Genomic DNA, 8,055 nt, shown 5'->3' with positions numbered 1-8,055 from the left:
CCTGCCCCATCTCGAACCAGTAATTCACGAGTGTTAATCGTCAAGTTACCCGCATTCCCCGTTGCCTCTGAGTCAGAAAACAAGCCACTGGAGGACAGACCATCGGCAGATTCGCCAATCAATTCCACAATCTGGGCAATGACAGTCAAATCGCCACCTTTGCCAGCATTTTGTGCGCCTGTAGAAACCCCTGCCCCATCTCGAACCAGTAATTCACGAGTGTTAATCGTCAAGTTACCCGCATTCCCCGTTGCCTCTGAGTTAGAAGACAAGAAAGACAGACTATCGGCAGATTCGCCAATCAATTCCACAGTCTGGGCGTTGACAGTCAAATCGCCACCTTTGCCAGCACCAGATGTGCTACTAGAAACCGTTGCCCCATCTCGAACCAGTAATTCACGAGTGTTTATCGTCAAGTTACCTGCACTGCCAGTTGCCTTTGGATAAACTTGAGCAGCCAAGCCACTGGATAGACCACTTGCTTCTACCGACTCAATAGCATTCACTACTAAATCTCCCCCCTGTTTTGCCCCCAGAGTACTTGTCTCTATATGTGAACCATTTGTGACGGTGACACGTCTGCCTTGCACTTGAATATCACCACCACCTTCCCCGCTTGCATCCACGGTTGCCTGTTGGGATAATTGAATATTCCCAAAATTTTGCACACCACCATAACCCAAGGCAAAACCTTTATTAGTCGGTGTGAGGCTAACTAAATTATTCTCGGCTACACTGCCTAATTCTATCCTTCCACCAGCAGTTTTCAGTGTTGCCCCTTCTAAATTAATATCTCCACCGATCAACGCTAAAGTTTTATCAGGTTGCACTCGTAATGCATCTTGTGTATCAATGATGGGAGAATCAAAATCTCTTGCTCCCTGACCATTACCTTGTACCTGAATCAAACCAGGATTCGCTCCAAATTGCAAACCAATAGGCACGCTAATAGTTAATAAAGGTGTAGGTTGAGGATTTTTAGCACTAAATTCAAACCCATCCGCAAATTTCATACTATTGGCAGATGTGGCAAAAAATGAGCCGCCAATATCTAACCGTGCATTCTGCCCAAAGATAATCCCGTTAGGATTCATCAAAAACAGATTCGCCGTACCGTTAGCACGAATTAACCCATCAATATTAGAAATAGAATTACCCGTTACCCGACTAATAATATTTTGAATATCTGCGGCATTTTTAAACAAAGCCGTGCTGTTAGTAGGAACAGAAAATTCCGAAAAACTGTGGAATAAATTGCTTCCGGCTTGCGTTCCACCCGAAATAATTCTGGTGTTACCCTCTAATTGCACATTGGAATTATTTGGCAGAGTCCCATCTGGCGTAATTTGGGCAACTGAGCTATTTGCATATAAGGCGATCGCACTGACAATCGCAATTCCTAAATGCCACCAGTACAAACGTATAGATACCCCAGACATTGCACTCTCCTATAAAAAAGGAAATTTAGCGAGTGAATCCTCAATTTACGAATATAAATATCAGCAAAATCAACTTCTGCACAAAAAACGATGATTTCTGGATATTTTTTCGCTAATTATATAAATCTTGGCTATATTATTTACACAAAGTAAATACTACCTTGTTTTATCAAGTTTTGGCAGATTTTGCACACTTGCTTCAACGAGTGTAGGAAATTCCTGGGCGTTGCTGAATTTAGGTATGAAACTTTCATATTGCAAAAATCAAAAAAATACAATCTTTGCGCCTTTGCGCGAAACAAAATTCATACTCGCCCAGCAGCAACGCCAATTCCCGACTGCGTTGAACAAACAACACAACAACACCGCTTGCAACAAAGCCAAAAACTCAGGGAATAAATGGTAAATATCCAGAGAATATCGCCCCAGAATGGATGCATATTTCACACCTTACTGAGATGCAGGACAAGAAGCAGGGGTTTGCCAAGAACTGTGAGGAGTGACACCAGGTGCTTGCGCCACGAGTTCTATGTTTCCATTGCTATCCACTACCCAACCAGTAGCTTCCACAATTGGAGTTGTCGCAGCAACTTTAGTACTATTTGAGACTGCTGTTGGTTGTGGCGAAATTGTTGTTTTAGCTGAGTTTGCGGGTTTTGGTCTTAATCTCACCCAAGCAGATAGAGTACTTGTATCTTGTAATGGTTCAGTGGGACTCATCGGTAGTCCGCCACGCCCTGTTGATACAAAAGAACTTTGGCTTTGGCGACTTCCAGGAGTGCAGGCGGTGGAAATTTGCCCAGAGACATCAACGAGATTAATTGGGAGTTCGATTAAGCCGCGAGTGGGATCTACTTCAGGTCTGTTAATTTGCACTGTACCACTGAACTCCGGACTTGCTCCTGTGGCAGTGATATCACTTGTAAGGGTAGGTGTAGGCTGATACTGTATACCAAAGATACCAGCAGCAGAGCGGATTTTTACCTGACCACCACGAGAGTCGCGAGAATTGGCACTGATATCGCTATTTTCCTTTGGCACAGCAATGATGAAGCCATTTTTAGCATCGATAGTTATGTTACCGCCAGAGATATTGCTTCCACTGGCGTTGGTGGTGATACTACTACCACCGCGCAGTAGCAATAGAGATGAATTGAGAAAGATATTGCCCCCACCGCCTGTCGTGTCAGCGCTTATTTTTGCGTCGTTGTTAAGACGGATAGAGTTAGCCTGTACTGTGAGGTCGCCTGCACTTCCCGCTCCAGTACTGCTGACAGTTAGTCCACTGGCTGCACCTTGATTACCTACTTTCAGTTTGCCATAGATATCCATGTTGCCATTGGCGAATTGAGCGAGTCGAGCCAAGTAAGTTGGATCGCTATCTCTTATTGTCACAGTGCCAGTGGTATTAAGAGTGATGCTACCTGCAGACCCACTACCAGTGGTGATAGCACTCACTTGCCCACCCGATATTGCCTCAAAAGTATTCGTATTGATTTTGATTGCTCCTCCTCTTCCACTTGCTGTAGTGCGAGCATCTACAACCGCACCGTTGGAAATCCCCAAGGTATTCGTATTCACTATTACATCACCGCCAAGTCCAGAGGAATTAGTACTGGTAAATATTCCACTGGAAACTCCATCTACAAAGCTTGGAGCAGTTGTAAACCTGGGTTTCATCAGTTGGAAGAAGTTAGTTGGGGTAATGATTGTGTTAGTCCCAGAGACACTGACTTTATCAGTTGTATTGATAAAGATATCACCTGCATTTCCTTGTCCTGAGGTGACTGCATTTAGTTGAGCGCCGTCGGTCAAAAAGAGCGATCGCGCTGTTAAATTAATCCCGCCAGCGTTACCAGTCCCCTTCGGTTGCACAGATGTGGAGATATCACTATCAGCCAGGGAAAGTGCACCTACTGCTTGTAGAGAAATCTTACCAGCATTTCCTTGTCCAGCAGTGGTAGTAGAAATCACAGATTGATACAAATCAACAGATCCTGCGTGAATCTCGATGTCTCCCGCACTGCCAGTTCCGTTGGAAAAAAGTTGGCTGGCAATAAAACTCTGGTTAAGAGACAGAGCATCCCCGACGTGAATTGATATTTTTCCCCCATTTCCTGTAGCTGTACCAGGACTATTATTATCGCCAACCCCAGCACCAATTTCCGATCCTCTCTTCAAAGACAGAGACCCACCAGCCTCAATACTAATATTGCCTCCTTCGCCTGTAGTGTTTCTGCCTCCTGGTCTGATGTAACTGACGATTGCAGGTATTCCACTTCCTACTTCTCCATCCATTAAAATCGAACCTGTAACTTTTATATTCACATTTCCTGCCTTTCCCTCTCCGTCAATCTCTACAGCAGTTTTCAAGGCAGATTCGTTAATCAAGTTCAGAGATGGCGCAGTGATAGTTATGTTGCCTCCGTTACCAAAGCCAGTGACATTGCTAAATACACTACCCTGATTAAAGGAAACAGTATCACGGGCTTTAATGGTAACATCCCCTGCATTTCCCTGTCCGGATGTGGTGCTTTCCAGTCTTGCGCCATTGGTAACTCTAACGGACCCAGTTGAAATGTTGATATTACCCGCATTACCTACCGCTCCCGCTAGTAAACTACTGATAACTGCACTGTTCTGCCCATCGATAGAAATCTCACGGGCATCGATATTGACGTTTCCAGCAATGCCTTTTCCACCAGGTTGTGTATCGGACGCTCCACGAACTAAGGTTTGTAGTTGAGCGCCGTTGGTTAAAAACAGTGACCCAGTTTTGATTGTGATGTTACCACCATTGCCTGTTGCATCCGGTTGTACGGTGCTGAATACTACACCACCATTAAAGTTGACAGTATCGCGGGCATTCATATTCACACTACCTGCATCTCCCTGTTTAAAGGTACTAGTAACGAGTTGTACAGGATTGATAAATATTGATTGCCCTTTAATGTTTATATCTCCCCCTCTGCTTGCTCCATCAGTATCATTTCTGATATTGCCGTTCAGCCGGACTTCTCCGTTCTCACTAATCAGGTTAATATCTCCACCCCGAACAAGTGGGTTAGACGATCTAATAATTGAGTTGATATCACCCGTCGTAATGTTGTTAAAGGCTTTAAGCAGAATTTCACCCGTATTGCCACTACGGGAATCACTGTATAAAGTTCCTCTAGTGGTGTCAATTGCTCCTTCGATACTGGTCAACTGAATCAGCGCACCTTTTCCTGACTCGGTACTAGCATCTAATTCAGCTGTTCTAATATCACCTTTGGCTGTGAAAACAATCGCTCCTCCATTGCCAGTTCCACCTGAATTATTACGAATTTGGGATGTGATAGTTCCCCCAGCCGTGTCAATGCCTCCTGCAATACTTGTGAGGGTGATGTCCCCGCCATTGCCAGTACCCCCTGCTTCTGAGGTTATATTGCGCGTGGTAATGTTGCCCAAGGCAGTCAAGGCGATCGCACCACTATTCCCACTCTTGGAATCAGAAAACAAATTTCCTCTAGTAGTGTCAATCGCACCATTGGTGCTAGTGAGTTGGATTGGTGAGCCATTTCCCTTCTCGGCACTGGAGTCTAACAAAGCGGTTCTAATATCACCTTTGGCTGTGAAAACAATCGTTCCCCCATTGCCAGTTCCACCTGAATTATTACGAATTTGGGATGTGATAGTTCCCAACGTAGTATCAATAGCTCCATTAGTGCTGATAAGAGTGATGTTCCCGCCATTACCAGCATCCTCTGTCTCAGAGTTAATGCCACGCGTGATAATATTACCAGATACTGCCTCAAGGCGAACTATTCCCCCAGCACCATTAAATGGCTGTAAGCGCAGATTTCCATCTAGCGTGATTCCCTCTGGCACAGTTCCACTCTTTAATGCAGGTACTGAACCAGAATTGACACCCCCATAAGCTAGAGTATTCTGCCCAGAACGCATAATTAACGCCGTACTCTGGCTTAAAGTTGCAGTATCCTGTCCAGCAGGTAAAGCGCTAGTATCCGGTGTAGTGATATTTATATCACCCTGAAAGCGAATATTACCCTTGCTTTCGACTAACAACGATGCCCCTGTATAGTTAGCTGCAACATCCACATCGCCATTACTGCTGATTATTGGGTCATATTTGCTGACAAAGTTTGCCAGTTCCCCTGATACACTCTTGAGCGAAAAACTCCCACCACTTGCAAAGCGAGCATCCCCGGAAATAATCCCATCACTGATTAAGCTTAAATTGCCCCCACTCACAAACGGTGTCTGCGTTGGGTGATTCAGCGCTAAAATATCAATTCCTTGATTTCCCTCAATTGTGAAATTACCACCTGCAGTAGCTAAAAACGGAGTCGTCACATTGTCCCGTACTTTCACAGTATCTTGTGCTTGCAGTGTTAAATCTCTTCCTGCTTTTAGCTGTCCCTGCAAATCAAGCTTGTCAGCTACTAGTGTCAAGTCTTGCTGGGGTGCTAAATTTCCGGTGTTGGTAATAGTCGCCCCTGGCTGACTTGCTCCATACTGCAACCCTGGTGTAATATTTACCGTTAGTAATGGCGGTGCTTGGGGATTAGTCGCACTGAAGGTACTGCCATCAGGAAACTTGAAACTGCTTGCCGTAGTTGCAGAAAACGAGCCGCCAATGTCTAACCGGGCATTTGGACCAAAAATAATACCATTGGGATTGAGCAGGAATAAGTTTGCTGTGCCGTTAGCGCGAATCAAGCCATCAATATTAGAAATTGACTTACCCGTTACTCGTGTCAGGATGTTCTGAATATTGAGTGCATTATTGAACAAAGCTGTCGAGCCACTGGGAACAGAAAACTCAGAGAAACTGTGGAACAAATTAGCGCCTCTTGTCGTTCCACCCTCAATAATCCTGGTATTACCCTCTAATCTGACGTTGGAATTATTTGGCAGAGTTCCATCTGGGGTGATTTGAGCGCGAGCGCTATTTGTATATAAGGCTATTACGCTCCCAATCACAATTCCTAGACTTTGCCACCAGTACAAACGTATAGATACCCCAGACATTGCACTCTCCTATTAAAAGGAAATTTAGCGAGTGAATCCTCAATTAAGTATAGGTGTCAGCACAATCAACTTATTCACAAAAAAGGATATCAACAAATTTTAAGCTATTGGCATGACTTGCAAAAAACGAATATACTATATTCAAACTAGGTATTTTTGTCAAGTAAAATGTGGTTGAAATTAGGTAAAAATATATTAAGCTAACCGTCATTGGATAAAATTTACTGCATCTGCATAAGAATCATTATCAGTCTTGGTTGGTGTCCAAAGCAAGAAACTCGGAATTTCTTAAACAAGAGCGCTTGCTCTATGATTTTGTGTCATCAACAACACAGCAACCCAGAGTGTGTCAAAACTTTATTCAAGTACAGGAGCATTTTTTGGATGCTCTCCTGCATAGTAAACAACCACTTTCTGCTGTTGGGCATCAGGGACATAAAACACCCTATCTCCTTTTGTGACCTCATATTCCCATGCACCCTTATAGCGTTTACCTTTTAACGGAAAAACCCGTCCAGGTTTCCTAGTCATAGGCGCGGTACATAAATCCTCATAGCAGCGACGAGCGTTTTCGGGCGCACGCAACAGTAATAATTCCTAGTCCCGGTTAACCCGTCGATTTTTTGCTACCACTAGCCACTGCGGTGCGGGTGCAGCAATTTGAGCGCCTTTAGACGATTGTGCGGCTGGGTTTTCAAGAGCTTCTTCAATAGTAGATATATCTGTTGGCGGTTTGGAGAGTGGTTCTTCTGGCGGGACTACACTTTCAGAAGAAGCAGTAGCTGTTACATATATTTGCGTCATCTGGCTCATGCAATCACACTTTCAGTAGTCGGTGGAGTCAATAGCACTTCGTCATCCGAGTCACTGAAAGCTTTCTCCAGTTCTGGACTATTAATTGCCATAGCACTTTCATGCCACTCATGTATCACGACATCGAGCATATCCCAATCATCAGTGTCATAACCAACACTACATGCATGAGTTACCTCTGCGACCAGTTCATTTAACTCCGAGGTGTCAAACGCCTTCATCCATCCATATTCGTGGTTGTCACCAATCTCTTTTCCTTGGCTCAATTGGTAAGCAACGCCCGTCACCTCAACCACAACTCTGGTCATAGCCGCTGCTTTAATGTGTCCCGCCATCTCTTCTCGCCGCAGCAATGCAAAGGCTTGGTCGTTGCGAGTGATTGTTACTGGACGCAAAGCAGCTATGTCCAAAACGCGCCCAGGCTGGCGATTTAACTCAGTCGCACTAATCAACTCATCACTGTAAATACTATTTCTACTGCTGCTGAGCATAGTTTGAGCGCCTCCTTAAAATTGCAAATGCTGCGTTGAAAGCTCAAGACTTATACGTAATATTATACGTAATTTTCCCCGCGAATCTTGACTCAGCCTTGCTTTGCGCTTATCCGGAGTCCTCCCGGCGGCGCAAGATAGTGAATAAATTAATATCACTGCTACCAATTAAAAATCAGAAGGTAAAGCCAAAAACTTCTGATTCCCAGCCGTGAATAAACCAATCTCACTGCTACCAATTAAGAATCAGAAGGCAAAGCTAAAAACCTCTGATTCCC

6 protein-coding genes are annotated in these 8,055 nt (G+C 44.4%); 1 reads left to right on the top strand and 5 read right to left on the bottom strand.

The annotated features are described in order from the left end of the window. The coding region (locus tag ACM0OZ_RS47035) for a filamentous hemagglutinin N-terminal domain-containing protein (RefSeq protein ID WP_414589851.1) at window positions 1-1,439 on the bottom strand (1,439 nt) is incomplete at its 3' end. A 127-nt stretch (window positions 1,440-1,566) separates the two neighbouring features. On the opposite strand from ACM0OZ_RS47035, the gene ACM0OZ_RS47030 reads away from it, so the two are divergent. Next, window positions 1,567-1,845 (top strand): hypothetical protein, encoded by a 279-nt coding sequence (locus ACM0OZ_RS47030; RefSeq protein WP_414589850.1) that lies wholly within the window; start codon window positions 1,567-1,569, stop codon window positions 1,843-1,845. Between the two features lie 44 nt (window positions 1,846-1,889). Here ACM0OZ_RS47030 and ACM0OZ_RS47025 read toward each other — a convergent pair whose 3' ends face one another. From ACM0OZ_RS47025 to ACM0OZ_RS47010, 4 genes are all read right to left on the bottom strand, one after another. Continuing rightward, the gene (locus tag ACM0OZ_RS47025) at window positions 1,890-6,473 is read right to left on the bottom strand and encodes a filamentous hemagglutinin N-terminal domain-containing protein (RefSeq protein WP_414589849.1); all 4,584 of its coding nucleotides are present in this window, start codon (window positions 6,471-6,473) and stop codon (window positions 1,890-1,892) included. A 357-nt stretch (window positions 6,474-6,830) separates the two neighbouring features. Next, on the bottom strand, window positions 6,831-7,004 hold the full coding sequence (locus ACM0OZ_RS47020; RefSeq protein WP_414589848.1) for a hypothetical protein: 174 nt from the start codon (window positions 7,002-7,004) through the stop codon (window positions 6,831-6,833). 66 nt (window positions 7,005-7,070) lie between these two features. Next, window positions 7,071-7,286, bottom strand: a complete 216-nt coding sequence (locus tag ACM0OZ_RS47015; RefSeq protein WP_414589847.1) for a hypothetical protein — start codon at window positions 7,284-7,286, stop codon at window positions 7,071-7,073. Continuing rightward, window positions 7,283-7,777: a hypothetical protein gene (locus ACM0OZ_RS47010; protein WP_414589846.1), complete on the bottom strand. Its 495-nt coding sequence runs from the start codon at window positions 7,775-7,777 to the stop codon at window positions 7,283-7,285. Before ACM0OZ_RS47010 ends, ACM0OZ_RS47015 begins: the two co-directional genes overlap by 4 nt. Between the last annotated feature and the right edge of the window lie 278 nt (window positions 7,778-8,055).

Source organism: Scytonema sp. PCC 10023, from assembly GCF_963920835.1.
In the GTDB taxonomy this organism is placed as follows: domain Bacteria; phylum Cyanobacteriota; class Cyanobacteriia; order Cyanobacteriales; family Nostocaceae; genus Kalymmatonema.
Note: the sequence above shows the minus strand (reverse complement) of the source record. Positions and strands in the feature narration are given on the sequence as shown.

What these genes read in the sequence shown, in the direction of transcription:
- ACM0OZ_RS47020 (WP_414589848.1), bottom strand. Translation starts at nt 7,004, where the DNA reads ATGACTAGGAAACCTGGACGGGTTTTTCCGTTAAAAGGTAAACGCTAT.
- ACM0OZ_RS47010 (WP_414589846.1), bottom strand. Translation starts at nt 7,777, where the DNA reads ATGCTCAGCAGCAGTAGAAATAGTATTTACAGTGATGAGTTGATTAGT.
- ACM0OZ_RS47015 (WP_414589847.1), bottom strand. Translation starts at nt 7,286, where the DNA reads ATGAGCCAGATGACGCAAATATATGTAACAGCTACTGCTTCTTCTGAA.
- ACM0OZ_RS47025 (WP_414589849.1), bottom strand. Translation starts at nt 6,473, where the DNA reads ATGTCTGGGGTATCTATACGTTTGTACTGGTGGCAAAGTCTAGGAATT.